Raw genomic sequence first — 23,884 nt, forward strand, 5'->3', positions numbered from 1 at the left:
TGCGTGGTTCAGGTCTGCGCGTGGGTAAGCGTCTATCGCGCCTAGTAAGCGCCCCCGACCCGATGCTGAGCCACGAAATGATCCGGTCCGACCGCAATCAGCGGCGCCACGACCGGCTCGTCGTTTAGCGAGCGGATTGGACTCGGAATTTCATCGGCGGCGAGCATGCGTTTCGCGTGACGTCGCGCCGGATCGGCGACCGGCACCGCGCCCATCAGCTTCTTCGTGTACGGGTGCTGCGGCGCTTCGAACACCGCGCGGCGCGGACCGATCTCGACGATCTGGCCGAGATACATCACCGCTACGCGATGGCTGACTCGCTCCACCACCGCCATGTCGTGCGAAATGAACAGATACGCAACGCCGAGCTCGCGTTGCAGATCGAGCATCAGGTTGACGATCTGCGCCTGCACGGAGACGTCCAGTGCGGAGACCGATTCGTCGGCGATGACGACTTTCGGATTCAATGCCAGCGCACGCGCAATCGCGATGCGTTGCCGCTGCCCACCTGAAAATTCGTGGGGATAGCGGCCTGCGGCCTCGCGCGGCAGCCCGACCTTTTCGAGCAGCCACGCCACGCGTGCCTGTGCTTGCGCGCCTTGAGCGACGCCGTGCACGAGCAGCGGCTCCATGATCGAGAAGCCGACCGTCAAGCGCGGATTCAGCGAAGCGAACGGGTCCTGGAAAATAAACTGGATATTGCGGCGCAGCGCCTGCAACGCAGGGCCTGTGAGCGAACTGATTTCCTTGCCGTCGAATTCGATCGAACCGCTCTGGCTTTCAACCAGGCGCAGCAATGATCGGCCGGTCGTCGATTTACCGCAACCCGACTCGCCGACCAGTGCGAGCGTTTCACCCGGGCGCAGATCGAAGCTGACTTTCTCGACCGCATGCACGCGGCCCGTCAAACGCCCGAACACACCGCTCTTGACCGGAAAGCGCGTGACCAGATCGCGCACGCGCAGAATCGGCGGCGTGCTGTCGTGGACCAGCGGTTGGGTTTCTTGCGCGACGGCGGCTGCGGGACGAACGGCTTCGTCGGTACCGGTGAGCGCCGCCTGCTCGACGGACAGAATCGGAAACTTGGCGGGCTGATCGGTGCCCTGCATCGCGCCAAGGCGCGGGACCGCCGCAAGCAATGCCTTCGTATAAGGATGCGACGGCGCGGCGAACAGCGTATCCGATGCCCCCTCTTCCACTTTTTCGCCGCGATACATCACCAGCACGCGATCGGCCACCTCGGCCACTACACCCATGTCGTGCGTGATGAAGATCACGCCCATGTTCATCTCGTCCTGCAGGCCGCGAATCAGTTGCAGGATCTGCGCCTGGATCGTGACGTCGAGCGCCGTGGTCGGCTCGTCGGCGATTAACAGTGCGGGCTTGCACGACAGCGCCATCGCGATCATCACGCGTTGACGCATACCGCCGGATAGCTGATGCGGAAAACGTGCGGCCACCCGGCGCGCTTCCGGAATGCGCACGAGTTCGAGCAGACGCAGCGTTTCGGCGTGCGCGGCAGAACGGCTCTTCCCTTGATGCAAGGCAATCGCTTCGCTGATCTGATCGCCCACCGTGAACACTGGATTCAGCGAGGTCATGGGCTCCTGGAAGATCATCGCGATGTCGGCGCCGCGAATCGAACGCATCGTGCCGGACGACGCTTTCGCGAGGTCGAGCACGCTGCCGTCGCGGCGCCGGAAGGTGATGCTGCCGCCGGCAAGGCGCCCACCGCCATGCTCGATCAGCCGCATCAGGGCGAGCGATGTCACCGATTTTCCCGAGCCCGATTCGCCGACGATCGCCAGCGTCTCGCCACGCTCGACGGTCAGCGAGAGATTGCGCACCGCGTTGACGGTCTTGTCGCCGCTGCGAAATGCGACCGACAGATCGTCAACCGCAAGCACGCGTTGCGGCGGCAAGGTTTCGATAAGCGGACGGGCGGTGTGCGATGAAGTCGGCACGATGGTTCCTTTGGATTCGAACACGGCTAACGGTGATTCAAACGAAAATTCAAGCGGCAACTCAAGCAAGCGGTTCAAGCGACGGCGCAGCAAGACCGCGCTAGCGATAAATCGCCGTCTCCGGCGATTCGCCGATTCGCGCAAAACCGCGATACATACCCTCGGTGTTGAACGGCAGCGTGACGTTGCCGCGTGCATCGACGGCGATTAGACCGCCGCGTCCGTCGATCTTCGGCAAGCGGTTCATCACCACGTCGTGCGCTGCTTCTTCGAGCGAGACGTTGCGGTACGCCATCTGCGCCGCGACGTCGTAGGCGGCCACCATGCGCATGAACATCTCGCCGGAACCGGTGGTCGAGACCGCGCAGGTTGCGTCGTCCGCGTAACAGCCTGCGCCGATCAGCGGCGTGTCGCCGACCCGGCCCACCTGCTTGTTGGTGACACCGCCTGTCGATGTAGCAGCTGCAACGTGGCCATGCTGATCGAGCGCGACCGCGCCTACCGTGCCGAACTTGCGATTCGGATCGATCGGCTCGTGCGGCGTGGGATCGTCGTCGCTTGACGATGACGCGGAGGCCAACGTCGCGCCGTCGTGATCGAGCATTGCGCGCTGCTGCCCGCGTGCGAGTTGCCATTGGCGATGACGTGCTTCAGTATGGAAATACTCGGGCTCGACGAATTCAAGTCCTTGCGTGGCCGCGAAGGCTTCAGCGCCTGCGCCGGTGAACAGCACATGTTCGCTGCGCTCGAGCACTCGACGCGCCGCCAGAATCGGATTGCGTACACGCGTCACGCAGCAGATCGCGCCAGCGTCGAGCGTGCTGCCGTCCATGATGGCTGCGTCGAGTTCATGCGTGCCGGCCGCTGTGTAGACCGCGCCGCGGCCTGCGTTGAAGAGCGGACAGTCTTCGAGCAGACGGACGGCTTCGCTGACGGCGTCGAGCGCGCTGCCGCCGTCAGCGAGTACGCGCTGTCCGGTGCTCAGCACAGCGTGCAAGGCAGCGTGATAGTCGGCTTCGGCGCTGGCCGACATCGATGCGCGCAGGATCGTGCCTGCCCCGCCGTGAATGGCAATGACTGCGTTGGAGTTCATTTTTTGGCTTTGGTAGTGCGGGTGGTGCGGGTAGAAACGCGCGCGGGTTGTTCACTCGTGCCGGCGGCCATGGTTTGCGGATCGGTGAGCCACGGCAGCACGAACTCGGTGACCTCGGCGGCGGCCTTCACCGAGCGTTTCGCCCGGTAGGCGACCGCGTCGCACAGCGCTTCGATGACGGCCAGCACGGCCGAATCGGCATTGGCTGCGAGTCGCCGCTCGGAGCGGATATAGAGCGAGAGATCGGCGAATTGCGCGAGCGGCGAGCGCGGGCTGTCGGTTAGCGCAAGCACACGTGCCCCGCGGCTTGCCGCACGCCGCGCGAGCTCGATCGTGTCTTCGACGTAGCGCGGAAACGCGATCCCGATCACCAGATCGCCTTCATTCGAGGCGAACAGACGCCGCGCGGCGTGTGACGGTCCGCCGACAAACGCGAGCGATTGCACGTTGTCGTGATACGGCATCAGACCGTGCTCCATCAGGCCTGCGAGGAACGCGCTCGAACCCGCGCCGAGCACGAAGACGCGACGCGCGGAGATGATCGCTTCTACGGCGGCCTCGGCGGCGGCGCTGTCGATCGCAGAACGCGTGGATTGCAGATTGGTGGCGGCCTGTTCGAGCGACGCGTCAATCAGATCGTCGCCGGAAGCGAGCGATTCCTGCGCGCTACGCAACCGCTCGACCGGCGCGAGCGTCGCCTCGAAACCGCGTACGAGCGCTTCCCGAAACTGCGGATAACCGTCGAAGCCGAGCGCGCGAGCGAAGCGATTCGCCGTCGCCACCGACGCACCGACCACACTCGCCAGTTCGTCGATCCGCATGGTCGCCGCGCGGAACAGATTCGCCTGCACGTATTCGCCCATGCGCCGATGGATCGGCGTGAGGGTCGGCATCGCCGTGGCGATACGCGCGGCGATGGCCTGCTCGGCGGGGTTCGAAGCAACGGACGAGTGATGGATCATGCGAGTGAGCCGACGCGGTCGCGCGGCGGCTGTAATCAAAATGAATGAAAGTATATTTACATAGAAAACTCGCCGAAAAAAATTCATTTTCATTTTCGAGGGTTTTCACGGACGCCTGTGAGCACGTCGACATGCAACGCGTGCCATCCGATGAAAACCAGTTTTCATTGTGCAACCGCTGCGCCTTCGGGAATGTGCGCGAGCCGCGCCGCCGGCGACATCACGATGATCAGCGCCTGCACAAGGAAAGCCGCTGCAGCCGCGACCAGACACGCGTCCATTCCCCAGCGCGCGCTGATCGCCGCACCGAGCAGCGCACCCAGCGGCCGCGCGCCATAGGTCGCGGTGCTGTTGAGCGCCGAGACGCGGCCCATCATCCGTTCAGGTGTGATCGCCTGACGCAGCGTGGTCGAGCCGACCACCCACAGAATCGGTCCGGCGCCGAGCAGGAAGAAGCTCAGCATCGCGAGCCAGAACGACGGCGTGACGATCGTCGCCACCATCACGAGCGAAGCGAGCAAACCGCACGACGGTCCGATGATCAGCACACGGCCGAACGCGAGACGCCGCGCAATGGCCGGTGCAGCCAGCGCGCCGCACACCATGCCGACACCGTACGCGCCGAGCGTCACACCGACCATCGAAGCGCTCAAGCCCAACCGATGCACGGCGTACGGTACATACACCGCCTGCAGCACGAAGAAACCGAGGTTGAAGAAGATCGCAGTGGCGAGCATCGGCCGCAGCAACGCGTCGCGCAGCACAAAGCGCGTACCGTCGCGCAGTTCCAGCAGGAAGTGGCGCTGGGGAGCAGCCGCTCGCAACGGTTCGCGCAGCCCCGCGAGCAATGCGACGGCCAGCGCCGATAGCCCGGCCGCGCAGCCATACGCCCATCCCGCACCGATCCAGCCAACCAGCAGTCCGCCGAGCGCCGGTCCCGCCGAATACGCGACGCTGCGCGCCAATTCGAGCCGGCCGTTGGCCTGGGCGTACGCCTCGCGCGGCACGATCGAGGGCACCAGCGAGGGCGCCGCGATGTTGTAGGCAACCGTGCCGGTCGCGGCAATGAAGCCGAGCGCGGCGAGCAGCGGCAAGCTCAGCGCATGCGTCATCAACAGCAGCAGCACGCACAACATCGCGATCACGCGCACGCTTTCGGCGAGCGTCATCAACGTGCGGCGCGAGCGGCGGTCGGCCCATACGCCGAGCGGAATCGACAACAACAGGAACGGCAAAGTCTGCGCGGTTTGCAGCAGGCCGGTCTCGCGTGCGCCGGCGCCGAGCGCGAACACGGCGACGAGCGGTGCGGCGGCAAGGCTGATCTGCTCAGCGGATTGCGCGACCAGATTCGACCATGCGAGCCGCTGGAAAGCGGCCGGCAGACGGATCGCGGATGAAGACGACGAAGAGGAAGCGGCGTGCATCGATGAACTCCTGCGACGGGATGGGGAAAGACCATCGTCGTCGCTATGGCGCAGCGCGGCGCTCCGCTTCTTGCGGTGTTATTCTTCGCTCGCCATGAATCTCGAAAGCATCCTCTTCACACAAGGTTTCGGCTCGCGCCGTCAATGCCGGGCGCTAATCGGCGACGGTCGCGTGAGCATCGGCGGCTCCGTCTGCGCCGATGCCGACGCCGATTTCTCAACCGACGACAGCACCTTCTCCTTCAGCGTGGACGGGGCCGTCTGGCCGTATCGCGAGCACGCCTATCTGTTGCTGAACAAACCTGCCGGCTATGAATGTTCGCGCGATCCGCAGCATCATCTGAGCGTGTTCAGCCTGCTGCCGCCGCAGTTCGCCGAACGCGGCGTGCAGTGCGTGGGCCGCCTCGATCAGGACACGACCGGCCTCCTGCTGCTCTCCGACGATGGCAAGTTCGTGCACATGTTCACGTCGCCGAAACGCAAAGTGCCGAAGCTGTATATCGCGACCACGCGCCATCCCATCGACGACGCCCAGTTGAGTGCCTTGCGCGACGGAGTCTTGCTGCACGGCGAGCCCAAGCCGATCGTCGCCGTCGACGTAGAGGCGCGCGGTGAGCACGCGCTGGCCCTTACCGTGATGGAAGGCAAATATCACCAGGTCAAGCGAATGATCGCGGCAGCCGGCAACCGTTGTGAGGCGCTACATCGCGAGCGGATCGGCGGACTCGCATTGCCCGCGACGCTCGCGGAAGGCGCGTGGCAATGGCTCGACGAAACCGACCTCGGATCTTTACGGAGCGGGTAAACAGGTAGGTCCCCTTTAGAGCCTTGATGCGTCAGGAGAATCGTGTGCGCCCCCACACATAGGCTCTCGCGGACACCTGATTACACGCTGCATTGCAGCATGCTCTTCCTTACAAGTCGCTCTATACTCGTTTAAACAAAGACTACAAAGGTCTCAGGGAGGGGCGCCATGGTCATCCACGACACTATTGAAATTTCGTCCGTGATGATTGCTTTCACGTGTCTCGGAATCGTCCTGGTCGGCGGACTGCTGGTCATGATGCGGCTGCGGCATAAATATCATCCGAACCTGATCGGCGCGCTGATCGGCGCAATGCTGTGTTTCCTGTTGCTGGAGGCATTGCCGGCGCTGACGTAAGCCAGCGAGGCAGGGCGTCGCCGACGCGAGTGAAATCTGGCCGGGTCATGCATGGCGCGGCGAGCATTTGATTTGCTCGCGGCCGAATATCTTGAAAACGCGCCGCCTGTCGGCGCGTTTTCAATTTTCACGCTGCGCGAAAAAATCCCCGACACTCGGATACTGCAAGCGCACGCGCAACTCTTCTTTGAGACGCCGATTCACAAGCCGCCTCGATTCGCGCATGAAGGACAGCAAGGTCGGCTCGATCTGCTCTTCCGCCTCGGCGCGCGTAATGCGAGGCGCACGCTCGAGACCGAACGCATCGGCCACCGCATCGAAGTACTCTCCCATTTTCAGCGACGTATCGTCGGACGCGTGGATCACGCGCCCCGGCCGCCCATGGGTAGCGAGACGCACGAGGATCGCGGCGAGGTCGTCGGCGTGGATATGGTTGGTGTAGACGTCGTCGGCGTCGATCAAGGCCGGGGTGCGCTTCTCCAGCCGCCCGAGCGGCAGGCGGTTGCTCGCATAGATGCCCGGAATCCGCGCGATGCTGGCGGCGACCACGCCTCGCGCGGTGGCGCGGCGCAATTGCCGCTCGGCCGACACGCGCCGTTTGGCGCGCGCATTGGCCGGCTGCGACGCGCGCGTCTCGTCGATCCACGCGCCGCCACAATCGCCGTAGACGCCAGTCGTGCTCGCGTACACCAGCCTCACGGGCACGCGCGGCGCGGCGGTCCAGCGCACCCTGTCGGGTACAATATTGGCTGCTTCAGATTCCGCCCATGAGGCACTCATGTTGCGCAACCCGCGGCGCAGCCGCCCGACCGGCGCCGCCGCGCCGCGTGCGGCACGCATCGCCCGATCACGGCGCGCGCTCAACGTAGCGAGCAAGGCGCGGGTGCGGCGGTCGTCGTCGCCGGTCTTTTGCGGTGGCGCGAGATGCAGCACCGTCGGCGCGAGGCCGGCAAGCCGTTTCAGGCTGTGGCGCGCGTCCAGGTCGCCGACCAGCGGCGTGACGCCAGCGGCGCGCAATTCGGCGCTGCGCTCGGCGTGGCTGGTGAGCGCGAAGACATGCGCGTGTGGCCGCAACAGGGGCACGCAGCGCATGCCGACGTCACCGCAGCCAACAATCAACACGCGCGGCCGGCGTAAATTTCGTGTCGCTTTCATGGTGGACGCATTGTAGCCGTCAAGCGCGGCAGGTACCGCACAGTTGCACCGCGGGTCCGATAACGATTACCGACTTTTCGATTTCGAACACTCTATGGCATTTAACGTCACGCTCCGGCAAAGCGGCCGGCAGTTTCAGGTGGAACAGGACGAACCGGTCCTGATCGCGGCCTTGCGCCAGGGCATTGGTTTGCCGTACGGCTGCAAGAACGGCGCATGCGGCTCATGCAAAGGCACCGTGGTCAGCGGTCAGATCGAACAGCGTCAGCATTCGTCGTCGGCCTTGTCGAACGACGAAAAGACGCGCGGCATGGCCCTCTTCTGCTGCGCGACGGGCTGCTCCGATCTCGAAGTGGATATCCGCGAAGTAGCCGGCGTAGGCGACGTGCAGGTCAAGAAACTGCCGTGCCGCGTGAACGCGATCGAGCGCAAGGCCGACGACGTCGTCGTGCTGAAGCTGCAATTGCCCGCTAACGAACGTCTGCAATATCTGGCCGGCCAGTACCTCGAATTCATTCTGAAAGACGGCAAACGCCGCAGCTATTCGATGGCGAACGCGCCGCACGCGGAAGGCCCGATCGAATTGCACATCCGTCATATGCCGGGCGGCGCGTTCACGGACCATGTGTTCAACACGATAAAGGAGCGCGACATCCTGCGCTTCGAAGCTCCGCTCGGCACCTTCTTCCTGCGTGAAGACTCGGACAAGCCGATCGTGCTGCTGGCCTCAGGCACGGGCTTCGCGCCGCTGAAGGCGATCGTCGAACATGCGGTGTTCAAGAACCTGAACCGGCCGATGACGCTTTATTGGGGCGCGCGCCGCAAGAAGGACCTGTACCTGCTCGAACTCGCCGAGCAATGGGCTCGCGAGATTCCGAACTTCAAGTTCGTGCCGGTGCTGTCGGAACCGGACGCGGGCGACGCGTGGACGGGTCGCGTCGGTTTCGTGCATCGCGCGGTGATCGAGGATCTGCCGGATCTGTCGCCGTACCAAGTGTACGCGTGCGGCGCACCGGTGATGGTGGAGTCGGCACAGCGCGATTTCACCCAGCATCATGGGCTGCCGGAAGACGAGTTCTACGCGGACTCCTTCACGAGCGCGGCGGATCTGGCGAACGCGGTTTGAGGGAGTGAATGGGTCGATCGATTGACGATCGACCCATTCATCAAAACGAAATAGGCACGCTGGCAGACTTGCATAAATCCGCGTTGACGCGAATCTGTGCAAATTCATGGTTTACACCAGCGCTTTTCTTGTCGTATTCTTTCGCGCATGAACCGCATCCAGTCCGAACTCCGACGTCGCCGCTCGCCGCTCCCTTAGGGGCGCCGCTGGCTTCGTCACGGATTCGCGCCGCACAAAGGCGCAAGCAGTTCGAATCATGAAAGCCACGGCATGCCGTGGCTTTTTTGTTTGCTTTTTTTGTTTTCACCGGCCGCTGCTTCATTTGAGGCCAACCGCTCACTCACCCTTCACCCCGCTGTCTGGAGCTTGCCGTCATGAATTTCAATGAGTACCCGATCGAGTCGCTGATGTACATCACGAACCGGCCCGAAATCGTTTTCACGCACGGCAAGGGCTCGTGGCTCTACGACAATAACGGCAAGCGATATCTGGACTTCATCCAGGGCTGGGCGGTCAACAGCCTCGGCCATTGCAACGACGGCATGATCGAAGCGCTCAACACGCAATCGAAGCTGCTGCTGAATCCGTCGCCGGCCTTCTACAACGAGCCGATGGCGAAGCTCGCCGGATTGCTCACCCAGCACAGCTGTTTCGACAAGGTGTTCTTCGCGAACAGTGGCGCCGAAGCCAACGAAGGCGCAATCAAGCTCGCGCGCAAGTGGGGCAAGAAGTTCAAGGACGGCGCGTTCGAAATCATCACGTTCGACCACAGCTTCCACGGCCGCACGCTCGCCACCATGTCGGCAAGCGGCAAGCCTGGTTGGGACACGATCTACGCACCGCAAGTGCCGGGCTTCCCGAAGGCAGATCTGAACGACATCGCTTCGGTCGAAAAGCTGATCAATGCAAAGACCGTCGCGGTGATGCTGGAGCCGATTCAGGGCGAAGGCGGCGTGATTCCCGCCACGCGCGAGTTCATGCAGCAACTGCGCGCGCTGACCAAACAGCACAACCTGCTCCTGATCGTCGACGAAGTGCAAAGCGGTTGCGGCCGTGCCGGCACCTTGTTCGCGTATGAACTGTCGGGCATCGAACCGGACATCATGACGCTCGGCAAGGGCATCGGCGGCGGCGTCCCGCTCGCAGCGCTGCTCGCCAAAGCCGAAATCGCCGTGTTCGAAGCGGGCGACCAGGGCGGTACGTACAACGGCAATCCGCTGATGACCGCGGTCGGCTTCTCGGTGATCTCGCAAATGACCGCGCCGGGCTTCCTCGAAGGCGTGCGCGCCCGCGGCGAATATCTGCGCGCGAAGCTACTCGAACTGTCGGAAGAGCGTGGTTTCGAAGGCGAACGCGGTGAAGGTCTGCTGCGCGCGCTGCTGCTCGGCAAGGACATCGGCAACCAGATCGTCGAGAAGGCTCGCGTGATGCAGCCCGATGGCCTGCTGCTGAACGCGGCGCGTCCGAACCTGCTGCGTTTCATGCCGGCACTGAACGTCACGAATGAAGAAATCGACCAGATGATGGCGATGCTGCGTTCGATTCTCGACACGCTGTAATCACACAGGGAAGCGCGTATGACGACGACCGCAACGCTATCGATCCGTCGCTTTGAAGCGAGCGACACCGACGCCGTGGTCACGCTGTGGCAGGAAGCGTTCCCCGAGTATCGGGACGTGACGAGGCCACAGCGCAACCCGCATCTGTCGATCGCCAACAAGCTGGCGACGCAACCGGAACTGTTCTTTGTCGCAGTGTTCGACCGGCGTATCGTCGGCACGGTGATGGGCGGCTACGACGGGCACCGAGGCTGGCTGTATTCGCTTGCGGTGGATGAATCGTTGCGTCGTCACGGCATCGGCACGCGGCTGGTCGCACATGTCGAACACGCGTTGACCGAACGTGGCTGCCCGAAGCTGAATTTGCAGGTGCTGTCCGCGAAGGACGATGTGCGCGCGTTCTATGAAGCGCTCGGTTATCGTGCGGATGCTGTGATCAGTCTCGGCAAACGATTGGGCGAACTGGCGGAAACGCCGGCGGCTTAAGCGCAATCGCTTGAATGGAAAAAGGCCGCATGCGCGATTGAGGCGCATGCGGCCTTTTTTGCGGCTAAGGCAAACTTGGTCCGGGTTATTCACCCGGCTCATTTGCCCAACTTATTCACCCAGGTACGCTGCCCGCACCTTCGGATCATCCAGCATCTGCTTCGCGTCACCCGACATCGTCACCAGACCCGAGTCCATCACGTAGCCGCGGTTCGCCGCCTGCAACGCGAGACGCGCGTTCTGCTCGACCAGCAGCACCGTCATGCCTTCAGCCGAGATCGCCCGCACCACTTCGAAGATCTTCTCGACCATGATCGGCGACAGACCCATCGACGGTTCGTCGAGCAACAACAGCTTCGGCTTGCTGATGATCGCGCGCGCCATCGCCAGCATCTGCTGTTCGCCGCCCGAGAGCGTGCCCGCGTATTGCGTCGCCCGTTCCTTCAGGCGCGGGAAAAAGCCGAACATGCGATCAACGTCTGCCTTGATGGCGTCGGTATCGTTGCGCAGATACGCGCCCATCTGCATGTTCTCGACGATCGACATGCGCGAGAAGATGCCACGGCCTTCCGGCACCATCGCGAGACCGCGCTTGAGCAGTTCGTGCGCCGGGATGCCCTTGATCGACTGGCCCATGTACTCGATGTCACCTGCCGAGTACGGCTTCAGCCCCGTGATTGCCTTCATCGTCGTGGTCTTGCCCGCGCCGTTCGCGCCGATCAGCGTGACCAGTTCGCCCTGCGCAACTTCGAGGTCGATGCCCTTGACTGCCTGGATGCCGCCGTAGTTGACCTGCAGGCCCTTGATTTTCAACATTGCCGTTGCCATTAGTGGACCCCCGCACCCAGATAAGCCTCGATCACCTTCGGATCCCTCTGCACGTCATGCGGCAGACCCTGGGCAATCACCTTGCCATAATCGAGCACTGTCATCTGGTTGCACAGACCCATCACCAGTTTCACGTCGTGCTCGATCAGAAGAATCGTCTTGCCGTCGCTGCGGATCTTGTCGAGCAACTTGGTCAGCTCGACTTTTTCCGTTGCGTTCATGCCGGCAGCCGGTTCATCCAGTGCAAGCAGCTTCGGATCCGTTGCCAGTGCGCGGGCGATTTCCAGACGACGCTGGTGACCGTACGACAGATTGCGCGACGTGTAGTCCGCGTACTGCGCAATACCGACGTACTCCAGCAGTTCGATTGCACGCTCCTTGATCTCGCGCTCTTCCTTGCGCTCGGCCGGCGTCTGGAACACTGCGCCGATCAGGCCATGCTTCGTGCGCACGTGGCGCCCAACCATGACGTTTTCCAGCGCGGTCATGCCACCGAACAAACGGATGTTCTGGAACGTACGCGCAATCCCCGCCTTCGCCACCTGGTAGACAGCGGTAGGCGTGTATTCCACGTTGTCGAGCTTGAACTCGCCCGAATCCGGCGTGTACAGACCCGTGATCACATTGAAGAAGGTCGTTTTGCCGGCGCCGTTCGGACCGATCAGGCCATAAATCTGGCCCGACTTGATCTGCAGACCGACGTCGGACAATGCCTGCAGGCCACCGAAGCGCTTGTTCACGCCTTTCACCGACAGGCGGATCTGGTCGCTGCCTACGCTATTGTTTACGTTATCGCTCATATGATTTCTCCCCGGGCCTTAAGCGCGCACCGGCTTCTTGCCGCTGCGCTTCGCCAGTTTCGCAATCTTGTCTTCGTGCTTCGGCGCCGGCCATAGGCCTTCCGAGCGGTACAGCATGATCACAACCATCGCGAGGCCGTACAGCAACTGACGGATCACTTCCGTATCGACGATTTCGTGGCCGAAGATCGCGTTCTGCAGCGGACCCATCGTCGAACGCAGGAACTCCGGGAACACCGAAAGCAGCACCGCACCGAGAATCACACCCGGGATGTGGCCCATGCCGCCGAGCACAACGCACGCCAGCACCACGACCGATTCCCAGAACGTGAACGACTCCGGCGACACGAAGCCCTGGAACGAGCCGAACATCGCACCCGACAACCCGCCGAACGACGCCCCCATCGCGAAGGCCAGCAACTTCACGTTGCGGGTGTTGATGCCCATCGCCTTGGCGGCGATTTCGTCTTCGCGGATCGCGGCCCATGCACGGCCGATACGCGAGTGCTGCAAACGCGTACAGACCCAGATCACCAGCAGCGAACACAGCACGAACAGGTAGTAGTACAAGTACACCGACGGGAACTGCATGCCGAACAGCGAATGCGTCTGCGCGAGGCTGAAGCCACCCACCGACACAGGATCGATCCCCGTGATCCCCTTCGGACCATTGGTGATATTCACCGGACGGTCGAGGTTATTCATGAAGATCCGCACGATTTCCCCGAAGCCCAAGGTCACGATCGCGAGGTAGTCGCCACGCAGACGCAGGGTCGGCGCACCGAGCAGGATCCCGAAGGTCGCGGCGAGTCCCATCGCAATCGGCACAATGATCCAGATCGGCGCATGCAGGCCGCCCGGGAACAGATGCGCAATCCACTCGAACTGCGAGGTCAGGTGTGGCGAGCTCAGGAGAGCCGCGACGTACGCGCCGATTGCATAGAACGCGATGTAGCCCAAGTCCAGCAGGCCGGCAAAGCCAACCACCACATTGAGACCCAGCGCGAGCATCACGTACAGCATCGCGAAGTCGAGCACGCGGACCCAGTAGTTGCCGCCTGCCGCGCCGATGATCATCGGCGCGGCGATCACGAAGATCGCGGTGATGATGCCGACGGTCAGCGTCTTCGTCAGGTTCTTTTCAGGGATGAGCGTCGTGGACGGCTCGATCGGTTGAATTGAGGTCATGTCTGTCTACTCCTTATGCTCGATCAGCAACACGTTCGCCCAACAGACCCGACGGACGGAACACCAGCACGATGATCAGCACGATGAACGCGAACACGTCCTGATAGTTACTGCCGAACACACCGCCCGTGAGGTTGCCGATATAGCCTGCCCCCAACTGTTCGATCAGACCGAGCAGCACGCCGCCCACCATCGCCCCACCGAGATTGCCGATCCCGCCCAGCACCGCCGCGGTAAAAGCCTTCAGACCTGGGATGAAGCCCATATAGAAGTGTGCGTTGCCGTATTCGGACGCGATCATCACGCCGGCGAGAGCGGCCAGCGCCGAGCCGATCATGAAGGTCGCCGAGATCACAAAGTTCGGGTTCACGCCCATCAGGCTGGCAACGCCCGGGTTCTCAGCGATCGCACGCATCGCGCGGCCGAGCTTGGTCTTGTGAACCAGCAGCAGCAGACCGCCCATCACGAGGAACGCCACCACGATGATCACGATTTCGGTCATCGAGATCACGGCGCCAGGCGTCGTGTCGGTGGCCTTGATCACGTTGATCGGGTCAGTAGGCAACAGCTGCGGGAACGGCAGCGGGTTGCGCGACCAGATCATCATCGCGAGGGTTTGCAGCAGGATCGACACACCGATCGCGGTGATCAGCGGCGCGAGGCGCGGCGCTTTACGCAACGGCCGGTAGGCCACGCGCTCGATCGTGTAGCCGACCAGCGAGCAAACCACTGCCGCGATGATCAACGCGATGATGAGCGTCGGCACATTGCCGAGGCCGGGGAAGTGGTTCTGAAGCACGCCTATGGCTGAGAGCGCAACCATCGCGCCCACCATCAACACATCGCCGTGCGCGAAGTTGATAATGCCCAGGATGCCGTAAACCATCGTATAGCCCAGTGCGATGATGGCGTAAACGCTGCCAAGCACCAGCCCGTTGAGGACCTGCTGGATGAAGATATCCATTTATTGCTCCTTAGCCCGTGCGACTGGATTCGCGTACTTCATCAGCCGGTGGGCGGTGATGCGGTACGCTAATCTCAACGGCACTGCGGGTACTGATGTAAAAGACCGGTAAGGGTTATCCGCTGTCCGGTTCGTGCTACGACTGGGTTGCAGTCGGGGACGAACCGATGGCGGATGCAAAAACGGCACCGTTGGGTGGTTTCGGTGCCGTCAGGCTGTACATCCCGTCATCACATCTTGACGACGTCGAGAACCGCTTTCTTGCCGTCCTTGAAGTCGTAAAGCGTAATGGCGCCCTCTTTCAAATCACCCTTGTCGTCGAACGCGATGTGGCCGATTACCCCGTTGTAATCGGTGGACGGCATCGCAGCCAGCACCTTGGGCGCCTCGATCGAATTAGCGCGCTTCATTGCATCGACAATCACGTACACAGCGTCATACGTGAACGGCGCGTAAATCTGCACCGGCGTGTGGAAGCGATCCACGTACTTCTGTTCGAAGTCCGCTCCCTTGTCCATTTTCGAAAGCGCGAGTCCCGCCTCCGAACAGACCAGGTTTTGCACGGCGGTTCCCGCCAGCTCACCCACCTTGTCGGTACACACACCGTCGCCGCCAAGGATTTTTGCCTTGATACCGAGCGCCGCCGCCTGTTTGGCAAACGGCCCGCCCGTCGCGTCCATTCCGCCGAACATGATCACGTCCGGCTGAACACTCTTGATCTTTCTAAGGACGGCCTGAAACTCCGTAGCCCTGTCATTCGTGGCTTCACGCGCGACGATCTTCGCCCCGCTCGCCTGTACCGTCTTCGCGAACTCGTCGGCCAGTCCCTTACCGTATACGGTCGAGTCGTCGACGATCGCGATGCGTTTCGCGCCGAGCACTTTCGTCGCGTAGTTGGCCAGCGCCGGGCCCTGCTGGGCATCGGTCGCGACCACCCGATAAGTCGTCTTGAAACCTTGCTGCGTGTACCCCGGATTTGTCGACGACGGCGAGATCTGCACGATCCCGGCATCGCTATAGATCTTCGACGCCGGAATCGAGACGCCTGAATTCAGGTGCCCGACTACGGCGACAACGTGATCGTCGACAAATTTTTCGGCGACCTCCGTACCCGTTTTCGGGTCCGCTGCATCATCTTGTGCGTCGAGCTCCAACTGAATCTTGTGACCGTCGATGGTCAAGCCTTGCTTATTGATTTCCTCGACCGCCAGACGCGCGCCGTTTTCATTGTCCTTGCCAAGATGCGCAATGCCGCCGGTCAATGGGGCCGCATGACCGATTTTCACGACAGTTGCTTCACTTGCCGGTGCCGCTGCCGCCGTGGCAGCCGATGCACCCGCTCCCGCCTCGCCATCCTGCTTCTTGCCGCACGCGGTCAACATCGCAACCGCGGTCACGATGGACACGGCGTAAGCAAACTTGACTCGCATTAAGTAGGTCTCCTGCGCCTTGCAAAATCTATTGTTCGGGACCCGGAGGCCTTGAGAACGCGCGCATTGTAACTCCAATTATGCGACGGGCAATATTGTTGAAACGGTGGGGTTTTCCTGCATTGCAACCTTATTTTGAGAGGGAAATTCCGCAAAAGGCGCAACCGGGTTGCGACTATTTTTCGTGCATCAGTTGCACCATCGTCGCACCCAATGGCATCAAGTGTTGCAGCGATCTGGCCCGATCCCTGATTGCACCGTGGTTCGCGTTAAGTATTACGTTTCCATTGATATCAGGAGGCACGCACTATTTTAGTGCGTCAAAAATCGGGGCACCGCGTTTGATGCGATTTAAACGGGGTCACATCATTAAAAAATTGATTAAAAGCCAAATCACAATTCAAAGGAATGTGTGTGGGAGAACACTTAAAACGACTCGGCACGATGATCTGGCACTTTATTTTGGACGGACTCACGAATCTACGGACGTAAAAAAAGCGCGCCCTCGGGCGCGCTTTTCTTTCAGAAACGTCGGCTGATCGTCAGGCAGGCAGACCCAGCCCGCGCGGCAGCGGAAACGCGATGTTTTCCTCGATGCCGTCGAGCGCGCGCACGTTGCGCACGCCGAGCTCACGCAACCGGCCGATCACCGCTTGCGCCAGCGCTTCCGGCGCCGAGGCGCCCGCCGTCACACCGATCCGGCGCTTGCCTTCGACCCACACCGGATCGATCTGGTCTGGCGAGTCCACCATATAGGAAGGCACGCCAAGCTTTTCGGCCAGCTCGCGCAACCGGTTCGAATTAGAACTATTCGGGCTGCCAACCACGATCACGACGTCGCATTGCGGCGCCATGAACTTGACCGCGTCCTGACGATTTTGCGTGGCGTAGCAGATGTCCTGCTTCTTCGGCTCGCGGATCGCCGGATATTTCGCCTTCAGGGCGCCGATGATCTCGGCTGCATCGTCGACCGACAGGGTGGTTTGCGTCACGAACGCGATCCGCTCGGGATCGCCCAGCTGCAAGGCAAGCACGTCTTTGATGTCTTCCACCAGATGCATGCCTTCGCCCGCCTGCCCCATCGTGCCCTCGACTTCAGGGTGGCCCTTGTGGCCGATCATCACGATGTCGAAGCCGTCCTGGCGCATCTTCGCGACTTCGATATGCACCTTGGTCACGAGCGGACAGGTGGCGTCGTACACCCGCAGGCCACGCGACTCGGCTTCCGAACGCACCGCTTTCGACACGCCATGCGCGCTGAAAATAACCGTATTGCCGGCCGGCACTTCTTCCAGCTGCTCAATGAAGATTGCGCCCTTCTTGCGCAAATCCTCGACGACATAGGCGTTATGAACGATTTCGTGGCGCACGTAAATCGGCGAGCCGTGCAGCTTGATGGCCCGCTCTACGATTTCAATGGCCCGATCGACGCCGGCGCAGAACCCACGCGGCTGCGCCAGCAGGATCTCGGCTTCGGCAAGAGTCGTATCCGTGATGCTCATGTTTACAGAATCCCGATGATTTTCACTTCAAACGCCAGCGCCTGGCCGGCAAGCGGATGGTTGAAATCGAACAACGCCGACGTCTCGCCAACTTCCTTGAGGACGCCCGCGTAGCGGCCGCCACCCGGCGCGTTGAATTCGACCAGATCACCCGGCGAAAAATCCTCGCCGATCATGCTGTTTTCGCGCAGCGTGGCCAGCGAGACCCGCTGGATCAGTTCCGGATTGCGCGGACCGAACGCCAGATCCGGCGTTAGCTGAAAGGTCGAATGGTGGCCCACCTTCAAACCCAGCAGAATGTCTTCCAGCGGCGGCGCAAGTTGGCCTGCACCGAGCAGCAGCGTGGCCGGCCTGTCGGTAAACGTATTGATGACTTCGGCGCCATCGGCAAGGGAAAGCCGGTAGTGAAGCGTCACATGTGAACCGGGTTTCACTTCGGAAATGTCGATGATGCTCATGCAATGCTCGCTCTGTCGAAGCGCGCTGCACGCGTGCGCCGCGGGCGCAGCCTACGCGTGTGGCAAACCGTCAGGGTGCCGTGCGCAAAGCGTCTATTGTAAGCCACATAGCGGGCGGTGGCTTGCATCCGTCGCGCGCTTCGCGGCTCGGCCGGGCACCGCGCGCCGCCCCAAACCAGAACAGGAGGATGCATATCTATATGGCCGACTATGCCAGCACGATGGACGAAACGACACCTGAAGCGGCCTGGCCGGAGCGCGCCACGCCCGCCGTCGCCGCACCCGCCCCGGCGTCGCCGCCTGCCGGCGCCGCCGCTGGCCATACCGCCGCCGACGCCACGGCGAACGGTGCCACACCCCTGCCCCGACCGCTTGTACGCGGGAAATGGCACAAAAACGACATGCCGCGTGAGCGGCTGATCGAGGAAGGGCCGGGCGTCCTGTCCGACACTGAAATGATCGTACTCGTGCTCGGCGCGGGGCTGCCGGGCCACGACGTGTTCGACGTTGCGCGCTCCCTGTTCGACCGCTTCGGCTCGCTACGCGCCATGCTCGACGCAACTTACTCGGACTTCGACGGCCTGCGCGGCATCGGGCCGGCGAAAAAGGCCCAATTGATTGCCATCATGGAAATGGCGCGGCGTTCGCTGGTCGATAGAATGCGTGACCGCTCGTTAATGAACTCGCCTGAAGCCGTGCAAGACTATCTGCGCCTGCGCATCGGCGGAAGTCCGCACGAAGTCTTTGTGTCGCTCTTTCTCGACGCCCGCCACCGGCTGATCCGCTGCGAGGAGAGCGCAAGAGGCACGCTCACGCGCATGGCCGTCTATCCGCGCGAAATCGTGCGGCGGGCGTTGAGCCTGAATGCGGCCAGCCTGATCGTCGCGCATAATCACCCTTCCGGCGCTGTCCAGCCGAGCGCGAGCGACTGCCGGCTGACACATACGCTGCGCGAAGCCCTTGCGCTGATCGACGTACAATTGATCGATCATCTGGTGATCGGCGCGGATCGCACGTACTCCTTTGCCCGCGCCGGCTGGCCCTGACACGGCGCCAACCAGGGGCGCGGCAACGTCGTGCCGAGTTCGGCATCGCAAATAAGGTTTGATTTTGCGGCTTTTTTTCTGCTAGAATTCCGGTTTGCCTATTTCCAACCCCCTGTTCCGAAGCCACCAAGGCGTTCCGGAAAGGAAACGTGCCTCGAGTTTCAATAAGCTCTCAGCGCGGCTCTTTTCGGGAAACTTTCACGGCGTTCGAACTCAGAATTAGCGTATTAGGAGTGCTCTCATGGCACGCGTATGCCAAGTAACTGGGAAAGCGCCGATGAGCGGCAACAACGTTTCCCACGCGAACAACAAAACCAAGCGCCGGTTCCTGCCGAACCTGCAAAACCGCCGTATTTGGGTGGAAAGCGAAAACCGTTGGGTGCGTCTGCGCGTTTCGAACGCCGGCCTGCGCCTGATCGACAAGAACGGTATCGACGCTGTGCTCGCAGATCTGCGCGCACGCGGTGAAGCCTAAGGAGTAAATCATGGCGAAAGGCGCACGCGACAAGATCAAGTTGGAATCGACCGCAGGCACGGGTCACTTCTACACGACGACGAAGAACAAACGCAACATGCCGGAAAAGATGCTGATCAAGAAATTTGATCCGGTCGTCCGTAAGCACGTTGACTACAAGGAAACCAAGATTAAATAAATCTTGGCTCCTGCCTGACGAAGGCAAAAAGATTCGCAAAAAAGCCTCGTATCCGTGCGAGGCTTTTTTGTTTTCAACTTCCCAATATCGCGCTGATTCGCTGTCCTTTGCCAACTTAGGACAGTCTTATCCCGTTCAGCCAGCTTTCCCTCATTCGTCGCGACGCGTATCCTTTCTCGTTTTAGCGGCATGCGCACAGCATGCCGTCATGGCAAAACGAAAGACGGAGATGCAGGCGATGGAATTCGATGTAGCGATTGTCGGTAGCGGTCTGGCGGGCTTGAGCGTCGCGCTCAACCTCGCGGAGACCCGGCGGGTTGCGGTGGTCGCCAAGCGATCGATGACCGAAGGCGCGAGCGATTGGGCGCAAGGCGGAATCGCCGCCGTTCTTGATTCGGCAGACAGCATCGAAAACCACGTGCGCGACACGCTGATCGCCGGTGGCGGCCTGTGCGACGAGGCGGCGACACGCTTCATCGTCGAGCATGGGCGAGCCGCGATCGAATGGCTAATCGAGCAAGGCGTGCCGTTCACCAAAGACGACGCCGCCGAACTCGGCTTTCATCTGACACGCGAGGGCGGCCACAGCCATCGCCGGATCATTCACGCGGCGGATGCAACGGGCCATGCAGTGGTCACCACGCTCAGCGAACGTGTACGCCGTCATCCGAACATCACCCTGCTCGAGGACCACTACGCGATCGACCTGATCACGTCCGACCGTCTCGGTCTGCCGGGGCGTCGCTGCCACGGTTTGTATGCACTCGATCTGCAAAGCGGCCGCACCGTGACAATCGAAGCGCCGCATACCGTGCTCGCCACCGGCGGCGCCGGCAAGGTCTATCTGTACACCACCAACCCTGACACCGCGACCGGCGACGGTATCGCGATGGCCTGGCGCGCCGGCTGCCGTGTGTCGAACATGGAATTCATCCAGTTCCATCCCACCTGCCTGTTCCATCCTTATGCGAAGTCGTTCCTGATCTCGGAAGCGGTACGCGGCGAGGGCGGCATTCTGAAGCTGCCGGACGGCACGCGCTTCATGCCGAACCACGATGAGCGCGCCGAACTCGCGCCGCGCGACATCGTCGCACGCGCGATCGACTTCGAGATCAAGAAACGCGGCATCGATTGCGTCTATCTCGACATCAGCCATCAGCCGCCTGAATTCCTGCGCGAACACTTCCCGACGATTCTGGCCCGCTGCCTGGAGTTCGGCATCGACATCACCAAAGAGCCGATTCCGGTTGTACCCGCCGCGCACTACACGTGCGGTGGCGTCGTGACGGACCTGGCAGGCCGGACCGACCTCGCGGGTCTCTATGCGGTCGGTGAAACGTCATGCACAGGCCTGCACGGTGCGAACCGGCTTGCCAGCAATTCCTTGCTCGAGTGTCTCGTGATCGGGCGCTCCGCCGCGCAAGCCATCGAGGAAGAAGGCTTCAGCGCCGCCGTCCATGCGCCGCTGCCTGACTGGGACGAAAGCCGAGTGTCCGACCCAGACGAAGAAGTGGTGGTCGCGCACAACTGGGATGAGCTGCGCCGCCTGATGTGGAACTACGTCGGTATTGTGCGTACCGACAAGCGACTGGCGCGAGCCAAGCATCGGCTTGCCTTGCTCCGTGACGAGATTCACGAGTATTACGCGAATTTCAAGGTGAGCCGCGATTTGCTTGAACTGCGCAATCTCGTCGACGTGGCGTCGCTGATTGTCGAAGGCGCTCGCTCACGGCGTGAAAGCCGCGGTCTGCACTTCAGCCGCGATTGGCCGGCCACGTTGCCTAAAGCGCTGCCATCGGTGTTGTCGCCGGAACATGTGCGTAACCGCAACGTGTGATTGCTGAAGCTGAAGTGGAAAAGCCATCGCCGGTTTCCCAGCGATGGCTTTTTCATTAATTGCGAACGCTTAGGCGCGCGTAGTTCAGACGATTCGCATCGAGTAATCCGTTGCACGCACATCTTTGGTCAAAGCACCGATCGACACGCGGTCGACGCCCGTTTCCGCGATGGTCCGCACCGTCTCGAAGTTCACCCCGCCAGACACCTCCAGCACCGCCCGCCCTGCCGTGATAAGCACCGCTTCACGCATCGCGTCGAACGAAAAGTTGTCCAGCAGAATGGATTGGGCGCGATGCGCCAACGCCGTTTCCAATTGCGCGAGCGTTTCGACTTCGATCTGGATCGACACGCCCGCATTCAGCGCGAGCGCCGCATCCATTGCGGCCCCGACGCCGCCCGCCGCAGCGATGTGGTTTTCCTTGATCAGAATGCCATCGTACAAAGCAAGCCGCTGATTCGCTCCGCCACCCACGCGCACTGCGTATTTCTGCGCGAGCCGCAAGCCCGGCAAGGTCTTACGCGTGTCAAGGATGCGCGTTTGGGTGTGGGCGATTGCGTCGACATAGCGGCGCGTTGCGCTCGCCACGCCCGACAACAGTTGCAGGAAATTCAACGCATTGCGTTCAGCAGTCAACAGCGCACGGACAGGGCCGCGCAGCTCGCAGACCGGCGTATCCGCTGTCATCCGATCACCCTCGCGATAACGCCACTGCACATCGATACGCGGATCGACCTGGCGCATCACCGCGTTGAACCAGAGCACGCCGCACAGCACGGCGTCTTCGCGCACGATGATGCGTGCATCACGCACGTCGTCTGCGGGGACAAGACGGCCAGTCTGATCGCCTGCGCCAACATCTTCGGCCAGCGCGTCGGCGACGTTGCGCGCCAACGCTGCATCAAATGCCGCGCCGTACTGCGCATGAATCTCCGCTAACAGCGGCGACACCGCCTCGACCTGATTGCGCTCAACAGCCCCTTCAACCGCCCCCATTACGCCGCTCCCACGTTCGAATACAGTTGCGCGTCGCGTGCGAGATCGCCGCTGGCTTGCACGCGCTTCTTATGACGCGCTGCGAAGCCGAGCATCCGATCGATCGGCAGACGCGCCCGCTCGCCGATCGCCCGATCGACGAAGATTTCGTTGTGGCCGCGTTCGAGCACCTCAGCCAGATTGGCGAGACCGTTCATCGCCATCCACGGGCAGTGCGCGCAGCTTTTGCAGGTCGCGCTGTTGCCGGCCGTCGGCGCGGCGATCAACGTCTTGCCCGGCGCTGCGAGTTGCATTTTGTGCAGAATGCCGAGATCGGTCGCCACGATGAAATGCGTCGCGTCGAGTTTTTGCGCGGCCTCAATCAACTGGGTGGTCGAGCCGACCACGTCCGCTTGCGCGACCACGTTAGCCGGCGACTCCGGATGCACCAGCACCTTCGCGCCCGGATATTCGGCGCGCAGCAGATCGAGTTCGATGCCCTTGAATTCATCGTGCACGAGACACGAGCCCTGCCACAGCAGCATGTCCGCGCCGGTCTTGCTCTGGATATAGCTACCGAGATGCCGATCTGGCGCCCAGATGATCTTTTCGCCGCGTGCGTGCAGATCGGCAACGATTTCCAGCCCGATCGACGACGTCACCATCCAGTCCGCACGGGCCTTGACGGCCGCGCTGGTGTTCGCGTACACGACCACCGTGCGATCCGGGTGCGCGTCGCAGAACGCCGAGAATTCATCGACTGGACAGCCGAGGTCGAGCGAACAGGTCGCGTCGAGATCTGGCATCAGAATGCGCTTGTCCGGACTCAGGATTTTTGCGGTCTCACCCATGAAGCGCACGCCCGCCACCACCAACGTCTGCGCCTCATGATCGCGGCCGAAGCGCGCCATTTCCAGCGAGTCGGCCACGCAACCGCCGGTTTCGTCGGCGAGTTCCTGCAGCTCCGCGTCGACGTAGTAGTGCGCGACGAGTACGGCTTTCTCGCGCTTAAGCAATGCGCGGATGCGCTCTTTCAGCGCCACCTTCTGTTCCGCCGACGGCACGTCGGGCACCTTCGCCCACGCCTGCCCGATCCCGCAGGTCGTGCCCTGCGCCTGTGGCCGGTCGTATTCGACGGTCCTGATCGCCTGCTGATCCATGATCTCCTCTGCCTTCGCTCTGCCGCCGCGGACTGTCAATCGCATGTCGTTGACATTGCCGCGGCCCAAAAAGCAAAACCCCGCCAACGCGGGGTTTTGTGACGTAACGAAA

Annotated in this window: 24 protein-coding genes; 9 read left to right on the forward strand and 15 right to left on the reverse strand. The window is 62.0% G+C overall.

Annotation, left to right across the window (positions count from 1 at the left end; genetic code table 11):
* Positions 1 to 41 precede the first annotated feature (41 nt).
* The 4 genes from PQQ86_RS15470 to PQQ86_RS15485 all read right to left on the reverse strand — a co-directional run bounded on the left by PQQ86_RS15470 (position 42) and on the right by PQQ86_RS15485 (position 5,443).
* Entirely contained in the window at positions 42 to 1,964 is a 1,923-nt protein-coding gene (locus PQQ86_RS15470) for a dipeptide ABC transporter ATP-binding protein (RefSeq protein ID WP_408268285.1), read from the reverse strand.
* Positions 1,965 to 2,064: 100 nt separating this feature from the next.
* Positions 2,065 to 3,057: an isoaspartyl peptidase/L-asparaginase family protein gene (locus tag PQQ86_RS15475; protein ID WP_408268287.1), complete on the reverse strand. Its 993-nt coding sequence runs from the start codon at positions 3,055 to 3,057 to the stop codon at positions 2,065 to 2,067.
* The gene (locus PQQ86_RS15480; RefSeq protein ID WP_408268289.1) at positions 3,054 to 4,019 is read right to left on the reverse strand and encodes a MurR/RpiR family transcriptional regulator; all 966 of its coding nucleotides are present in this window, start codon (positions 4,017 to 4,019) and stop codon (positions 3,054 to 3,056) included. Before PQQ86_RS15480 ends, PQQ86_RS15475 begins: the two co-directional genes overlap by 4 nt.
* A gap of 164 nt (positions 4,020 to 4,183) precedes the next feature.
* Positions 4,184 to 5,443: an MFS transporter gene (locus tag PQQ86_RS15485; RefSeq protein WP_408268290.1), complete on the reverse strand. Its 1,260-nt coding sequence runs from the start codon at positions 5,441 to 5,443 to the stop codon at positions 4,184 to 4,186.
* Positions 5,444 to 5,537: 94 nt separating this feature from the next.
* On the opposite strand from PQQ86_RS15485, the gene PQQ86_RS15490 reads away from it, so the two are divergent.
* Together PQQ86_RS15490 and PQQ86_RS15495 are read left to right on the forward strand one after the other, a co-directional pair.
* Complete coding sequence (locus PQQ86_RS15490; protein WP_408268293.1) at positions 5,538 to 6,248, forward strand: pseudouridine synthase; 711 nt, start codon at positions 5,538 to 5,540, stop codon at positions 6,246 to 6,248.
* Between the two features lie 168 nt (positions 6,249 to 6,416).
* Positions 6,417 to 6,605, forward strand: coding sequence for a hypothetical protein (locus tag PQQ86_RS15495; RefSeq protein WP_175050916.1), 189 nt, complete (start codon positions 6,417 to 6,419; stop codon positions 6,603 to 6,605).
* Positions 6,606 to 6,725: 120 nt separating this feature from the next.
* Here the strand turns inward: PQQ86_RS15495 and PQQ86_RS15500 are convergent, their stop codons facing one another.
* Positions 6,726 to 7,760 carry an NAD-dependent epimerase/dehydratase family protein gene (locus PQQ86_RS15500; protein WP_408268295.1) on the reverse strand — a complete coding sequence of 345 codons (1,035 nt, stop codon included), beginning with the start codon at positions 7,758 to 7,760 and terminating at the stop codon, positions 6,726 to 6,728.
* Positions 7,761 to 7,854: 94 nt separating this feature from the next.
* Between PQQ86_RS15500 and PQQ86_RS15505 the strand changes: the two genes are divergently transcribed.
* Complete coding sequence (locus PQQ86_RS15505) at positions 7,855 to 8,886, forward strand: CDP-6-deoxy-delta-3,4-glucoseen reductase (RefSeq protein ID WP_408268297.1); 1,032 nt, start codon at positions 7,855 to 7,857, stop codon at positions 8,884 to 8,886.
* A gap of 40 nt (positions 8,887 to 8,926) precedes the next feature.
* Here PQQ86_RS15505 and PQQ86_RS15510 read toward each other — a convergent pair whose 3' ends face one another.
* Positions 8,927 to 9,193, reverse strand: a complete 267-nt coding sequence (locus tag PQQ86_RS15510) for a hypothetical protein (RefSeq protein WP_408268299.1) — start codon at positions 9,191 to 9,193, stop codon at positions 8,927 to 8,929.
* A gap of 67 nt (positions 9,194 to 9,260) precedes the next feature.
* Here PQQ86_RS15510 and PQQ86_RS15515 point away from each other — a divergent pair, with 67 nt between their 5' ends.
* Entirely contained in the window at positions 9,261 to 10,445 is a 1,185-nt protein-coding gene (locus PQQ86_RS15515) for an acetylornithine transaminase (RefSeq protein ID WP_408268302.1), read from the forward strand.
* 18 nt (positions 10,446 to 10,463) lie between these two features.
* Positions 10,464 to 10,931, forward strand: coding sequence for a GNAT family acetyltransferase (locus PQQ86_RS15520; RefSeq protein ID WP_408268304.1), 468 nt, complete (start codon positions 10,464 to 10,466; stop codon positions 10,929 to 10,931).
* Positions 10,932 to 11,042: 111 nt separating this feature from the next.
* Here PQQ86_RS15520 and PQQ86_RS15525 read toward each other — a convergent pair whose 3' ends face one another.
* The 7 genes from PQQ86_RS15525 to PQQ86_RS15555 all read right to left on the reverse strand — a co-directional run bounded on the left by PQQ86_RS15525 (position 11,043) and on the right by PQQ86_RS15555 (position 18,101).
* On the reverse strand, positions 11,043 to 11,759 hold the full coding sequence (locus PQQ86_RS15525; RefSeq protein WP_063497113.1) for an ABC transporter ATP-binding protein: 717 nt from the start codon (positions 11,757 to 11,759) through the stop codon (positions 11,043 to 11,045).
* Entirely contained in the window at positions 11,759 to 12,559 is an 801-nt protein-coding gene (locus tag PQQ86_RS15530; protein ID WP_408192355.1) for an ABC transporter ATP-binding protein, read from the reverse strand. Before PQQ86_RS15530 ends, PQQ86_RS15525 begins: the two co-directional genes overlap by 1 nt.
* Before the next feature lie 18 nt (positions 12,560 to 12,577).
* Positions 12,578 to 13,747, reverse strand: coding sequence for an ABC transporter permease subunit (locus PQQ86_RS15535; RefSeq protein ID WP_325045347.1), 1,170 nt, complete (start codon positions 13,745 to 13,747; stop codon positions 12,578 to 12,580).
* A 13-nt stretch (positions 13,748 to 13,760) separates the two neighbouring features.
* Complete coding sequence (locus PQQ86_RS15540) at positions 13,761 to 14,711, reverse strand: branched-chain amino acid ABC transporter permease (protein ID WP_074282431.1); 951 nt, start codon at positions 14,709 to 14,711, stop codon at positions 13,761 to 13,763.
* A gap of 230 nt (positions 14,712 to 14,941) precedes the next feature.
* Positions 14,942 to 16,141 carry a branched-chain amino acid ABC transporter substrate-binding protein gene (locus PQQ86_RS15545; protein ID WP_408268310.1) on the reverse strand — a complete coding sequence of 400 codons (1,200 nt, stop codon included), beginning with the start codon at positions 16,139 to 16,141 and terminating at the stop codon, positions 14,942 to 14,944.
* A 542-nt stretch (positions 16,142 to 16,683) separates the two neighbouring features.
* Positions 16,684 to 17,643 carry a 4-hydroxy-3-methylbut-2-enyl diphosphate reductase gene (gene ispH / locus PQQ86_RS15550; protein ID WP_408268312.1) on the reverse strand — a complete coding sequence of 320 codons (960 nt, stop codon included), beginning with the start codon at positions 17,641 to 17,643 and terminating at the stop codon, positions 16,684 to 16,686.
* A gap of 2 nt (positions 17,644 to 17,645) precedes the next feature.
* Complete coding sequence (locus PQQ86_RS15555) at positions 17,646 to 18,101, reverse strand: FKBP-type peptidyl-prolyl cis-trans isomerase (protein ID WP_408268316.1); 456 nt, start codon at positions 18,099 to 18,101, stop codon at positions 17,646 to 17,648.
* 200 nt (positions 18,102 to 18,301) lie between these two features.
* Between PQQ86_RS15555 and radC the strand changes: the two genes are divergently transcribed.
* From radC to nadB, 4 genes are all read left to right on the forward strand, one after another.
* Positions 18,302 to 19,147: a RadC family protein gene (gene radC / locus PQQ86_RS15560; RefSeq protein ID WP_408270305.1), complete on the forward strand. Its 846-nt coding sequence runs from the start codon at positions 18,302 to 18,304 to the stop codon at positions 19,145 to 19,147.
* Positions 19,148 to 19,388: 241 nt separating this feature from the next.
* On the forward strand, positions 19,389 to 19,622 hold the full coding sequence (rpmB, locus tag PQQ86_RS15565) for a 50S ribosomal protein L28 (protein ID WP_007180631.1): 234 nt from the start codon (positions 19,389 to 19,391) through the stop codon (positions 19,620 to 19,622).
* 10 nt (positions 19,623 to 19,632) lie between these two features.
* Complete coding sequence (rpmG, locus tag PQQ86_RS15570; RefSeq protein WP_006050116.1) at positions 19,633 to 19,800, forward strand: 50S ribosomal protein L33; 168 nt, start codon at positions 19,633 to 19,635, stop codon at positions 19,798 to 19,800.
* Positions 19,801 to 20,038: 238 nt separating this feature from the next.
* On the forward strand, positions 20,039 to 21,637 hold the full coding sequence (gene nadB, locus PQQ86_RS15575) for an L-aspartate oxidase (protein WP_408270308.1): 1,599 nt from the start codon (positions 20,039 to 20,041) through the stop codon (positions 21,635 to 21,637).
* A gap of 84 nt (positions 21,638 to 21,721) precedes the next feature.
* Here the strand turns inward: nadB and nadC are convergent, their stop codons facing one another.
* Both nadC and nadA read right to left on the reverse strand, forming a co-directional pair.
* On the reverse strand, positions 21,722 to 22,633 hold the full coding sequence (nadC, locus tag PQQ86_RS15580; RefSeq protein WP_408268319.1) for a carboxylating nicotinate-nucleotide diphosphorylase: 912 nt from the start codon (positions 22,631 to 22,633) through the stop codon (positions 21,722 to 21,724).
* The gene (nadA, locus tag PQQ86_RS15585) at positions 22,633 to 23,772 is read right to left on the reverse strand and encodes a quinolinate synthase NadA (RefSeq protein ID WP_408268322.1); all 1,140 of its coding nucleotides are present in this window, start codon (positions 23,770 to 23,772) and stop codon (positions 22,633 to 22,635) included. Before nadA ends, nadC begins: the two co-directional genes overlap by 1 nt.
* Positions 23,773 to 23,884: the final 112 nt, after the last annotated feature.

The sequence above is a fragment of the Paraburkholderia sediminicola genome, assembly GCF_046026675.1.
GTDB lineage: Bacteria > Pseudomonadota > Gammaproteobacteria > Burkholderiales > Burkholderiaceae > Paraburkholderia > Paraburkholderia sediminicola_F.

Bases quoted from the DNA above. Each gene is read 5' to 3' on its own strand.
- nadB (WP_408270308.1), top strand. From the start codon at position 20,039: ATGGAATTCGATGTAGCGATTGTCGGTAGCGGTCTGGCGGGCTTGAGC.
- PQQ86_RS15480 (WP_408268289.1), bottom strand. From the start codon at position 4,019: ATGATCCATCACTCGTCCGTTGCTTCGAACCCCGCCGAGCAGGCCATC.
- ispH (WP_408268312.1), bottom strand. From the start codon at position 17,643: ATGAGCATCACGGATACGACTCTTGCCGAAGCCGAGATCCTGCTGGCG.
- PQQ86_RS15555 (WP_408268316.1), bottom strand. From the start codon at position 18,101: ATGAGCATCATCGACATTTCCGAAGTGAAACCCGGTTCACATGTGACG.
- PQQ86_RS15485 (WP_408268290.1), bottom strand. From the start codon at position 5,443: ATGCACGCCGCTTCCTCTTCGTCGTCTTCATCCGCGATCCGTCTGCCG.
- PQQ86_RS15500 (WP_408268295.1), bottom strand. From the start codon at position 7,760: ATGAAAGCGACACGAAATTTACGCCGGCCGCGCGTGTTGATTGTTGGC.
- PQQ86_RS15475 (WP_408268287.1), bottom strand. From the start codon at position 3,057: ATGAACTCCAACGCAGTCATTGCCATTCACGGCGGGGCAGGCACGATC.
- PQQ86_RS15525 (WP_063497113.1), bottom strand. From the start codon at position 11,759: ATGGCAACGGCAATGTTGAAAATCAAGGGCCTGCAGGTCAACTACGGC.
- PQQ86_RS15490 (WP_408268293.1), top strand. From the start codon at position 5,538: ATGAATCTCGAAAGCATCCTCTTCACACAAGGTTTCGGCTCGCGCCGT.
- PQQ86_RS15530 (WP_408192355.1), bottom strand. From the start codon at position 12,559: ATGAGCGATAACGTAAACAATAGCGTAGGCAGCGACCAGATCCGCCTG.
- PQQ86_RS15540 (WP_074282431.1), bottom strand. From the start codon at position 14,711: ATGGATATCTTCATCCAGCAGGTCCTCAACGGGCTGGTGCTTGGCAGC.
- PQQ86_RS15505 (WP_408268297.1), top strand. From the start codon at position 7,855: ATGGCATTTAACGTCACGCTCCGGCAAAGCGGCCGGCAGTTTCAGGTG.
- PQQ86_RS15520 (WP_408268304.1), top strand. From the start codon at position 10,464: ATGACGACGACCGCAACGCTATCGATCCGTCGCTTTGAAGCGAGCGAC.
- rpmB (WP_007180631.1), top strand. From the start codon at position 19,389: ATGGCACGCGTATGCCAAGTAACTGGGAAAGCGCCGATGAGCGGCAAC.
- radC (WP_408270305.1), top strand. From the start codon at position 18,302: ATGGCCGACTATGCCAGCACGATGGACGAAACGACACCTGAAGCGGCC.
- rpmG (WP_006050116.1), top strand. From the start codon at position 19,633: ATGGCGAAAGGCGCACGCGACAAGATCAAGTTGGAATCGACCGCAGGC.
- nadA (WP_408268322.1), bottom strand. From the start codon at position 23,772: ATGGATCAGCAGGCGATCAGGACCGTCGAATACGACCGGCCACAGGCG.
- PQQ86_RS15515 (WP_408268302.1), top strand. From the start codon at position 9,261: ATGAATTTCAATGAGTACCCGATCGAGTCGCTGATGTACATCACGAAC.
- nadC (WP_408268319.1), bottom strand. From the start codon at position 22,633: ATGGGGGCGGTTGAAGGGGCTGTTGAGCGCAATCAGGTCGAGGCGGTG.
- PQQ86_RS15495 (WP_175050916.1), top strand. From the start codon at position 6,417: ATGGTCATCCACGACACTATTGAAATTTCGTCCGTGATGATTGCTTTC.
- PQQ86_RS15545 (WP_408268310.1), bottom strand. From the start codon at position 16,141: ATGCGAGTCAAGTTTGCTTACGCCGTGTCCATCGTGACCGCGGTTGCG.
- PQQ86_RS15535 (WP_325045347.1), bottom strand. From the start codon at position 13,747: ATGACCTCAATTCAACCGATCGAGCCGTCCACGACGCTCATCCCTGAA.